Raw genomic sequence first — 1,455 nt, 5'->3', positions numbered from 1 at the left:
AACATGAGTCATCCCGAATTTTAGGGAGTTGACAAAAAGGAACCTCCTTTCTTAGCTTTGAGCATCACCACAACGCCAAAGCCAGAAAGGAGGTCTTTTTATGTCAACGACATGCTCACAAAAAAAAGATATTTCGACCCCAAAGTCAACAGCGACTACCTTTTTACAAACCAAAGCTCAGCGTTATCTCCAGCCACTTGAAGCTAAGCTGCTGGCCCAGATTGACAAACGGCTGGTGGCCACCTTCGCCACCCTATTTACCAGCATCCTGCTGTTCCGAAATAGTAAGATGGGGCTCTTATTAAGCGAGTTAGGAAGCTATATCACGGGCTATGCCCATGCCCCGGCAGGAACCAAGCGACTCAGTAATCTGCTACGGTCAAAAAAATGGGATGCTTCGCTGATCGAGGATTTCTTCTTCAAGCGCACTCTGGAGCGCATTACCCAATTGCAAGAAGCCCAAAGACGACCCTTACTGCTCTGGGATGATAGCCGGATCGAAAAGCCCGAAAGTTGGTTTGTCGAGGGGCTCTGTTCGGTGGAGAGTAGCAAAGGCAAACGCCTGACCAAGATCAAAAAAGGCTTTTTCAAGCCGCCCACGGCCCGCATCTGCGTACCCGGTTTTCACTGGACGGCTCTCCTGCTGAGTGCGCTGGGCGAAGTGCCCAGCGTGTGTCAGATGAGTTGGTGGACCACCCGGGGTAAATACAAAGAGGTGGGCACCAACCTCATGTTCCGGATGCTTAAAAAGCTACAGGCCTGCCTGGATCAACCGCTCCTGCATGTATTGGATCGGGGGTATGCCAGTGCCTGGACGATTGAGTGGATGTTGCACTTTAAGCAGGACTTTCTGCTACGATGGAAGAAAAACCACCTGTTGGTTCACGCCCAAAAAGGCACGAAACAAACCCACCTGTTAGCCCGCAGTTGCAAGGCCCAGAGTCACAAGCTTCTTCGGGATAACCAACGGAAGCTGACCAAACACATCAGCGTGGGTTGGCTGGCCGTGCATCATCCTGGGTTTACTCATCAGGACTTGTTTTTGGTGGTCGTTCGGGATAAGAAAGGTCTTCAGCCACCGATGTATCTACTAACCTCAGTAGCTATCAAAACGGTCAAGGATGCTTGGGCAATGGCCCATAGTTACATGCATCGCTGGCAAATCGAGCAGGCTTTCCGGGCCGGGAAAGCTGAACTGGGTATGGAGTCGCCCCGACTCTGGCTATGGGAAACTCGCCTAAAACTACTGGGAGTAGTCGCCTTAGTGTACGATTTTTTATTGACCTTACTCCGAACCTGGTCTGGTTGGATACCCTTTTTACTCAAACGCTGGGTACCCAGAACCGGCAATCGGCACCGAACTGCTTCAGTGCCGATTTATCGGTTACGGGTAGCTATCTCGAATGCCTTGATGGTAGTCTTTGCCATCACTCAAAATTCGGGATGACTCATGTT

At 50.7% G+C, this 1,455-nt stretch carries 1 protein-coding gene; it reads left to right on the top strand.

All coding sequences use genetic code 11. The annotated features are described in order from the left end of the window. Positions 1-100: 100 nt before the first annotated feature. Entirely contained in the window at positions 101-1,447 is a 1,347-nt protein-coding gene (locus tag EQG79_RS30840) for a transposase (protein ID WP_129607099.1), read from the top strand. Positions 1,448-1,455 lie beyond the last annotated feature (8 nt).

Source organism: Spirosoma sordidisoli, assembly GCF_004138325.1.
GTDB lineage: Bacteria > Bacteroidota > Bacteroidia > Cytophagales > Spirosomataceae > Spirosoma > Spirosoma sordidisoli.
The sequence above is the reverse complement of the archived record's forward strand: the minus strand, read 5'-3'. Positions and strand labels throughout refer to the sequence as shown.

Coding starts and splice junctions, on each gene's coding strand:
- EQG79_RS30840 (WP_129607099.1), top strand. CDS start 101: ATGTCAACGACATGCTCACAAAAAAAAGATATTTCGACCCCAAAGTCA.